Below are 594 nucleotides of genomic sequence, written 5' to 3'. Positions count from 1 at the left end.
AGGTGAACCTTATGCCGAGGAAGGCACTGAAACCATGTAAGCACCCCGGCTGTCCCAATCTGACAGACGGTTTGTATTGTGCGGAGCATCAGTTCCTGCATCCAGACCGACCGTCTGCCGCCAAGCGTGGATACGGCAGCAGGTGGCAGAGACTCAGCAAGGCGTACCTCCGCAGGCATCCCTTGTGTGTGCGTTGCAAGGCACAGGGACGGTTCACGGCAGCGACCGTGGTCGACCATATCATTCCTCACCGTGGTGATCCGCATCTGATGTGGGATGAAAGCAACTGGCAGGCGTTATGCAAGTCCTGCCATGACCACAAGACATGGACGGAAGACCGAAATCCTGTCTATCGGTATTGATTGTGTCTGAAATGCTGTCGGTGGGGGGATAAAAATCGCTAATTGTGAATTTTTTACAGACCGGCGTTCCCTCTCACGCACGAAAACCAAGGTTCAAACGGGGGATTAACCCAAAAATATGCAAACAAGCCGAAACCTACGCAGTTTCGGCTATTTTTCTCTCAAAAAGGAAGGTGAAATCAGATGGCAAAGGACGGTACAAGAAGAGGCGGCAGACGAGTTCGTGCAGGCG

Annotated in this window: 1 protein-coding gene; it reads left to right on the top strand. The window is 52.7% G+C overall.

Annotation, left to right across the window (positions count from 1 at the left end):
- Positions 1-362: HNH endonuclease (locus tag RUMCAL_RS14955; protein WP_479725132.1), on the top strand; the 362-nt coding region annotated here is incomplete at its 5' end.
- Positions 363-594 lie beyond the last annotated feature (232 nt).

It is taken from the genome of Ruminococcus callidus ATCC 27760 (genome assembly GCF_000468015.1).
In the GTDB taxonomy this organism is placed as follows: domain Bacteria; phylum Bacillota; class Clostridia; order Oscillospirales; family Ruminococcaceae; genus Ruminococcus_C; species Ruminococcus_C callidus.
Note: the sequence above shows the minus strand (reverse complement) of the source record. Positions and strands in the feature narration are given on the sequence as shown.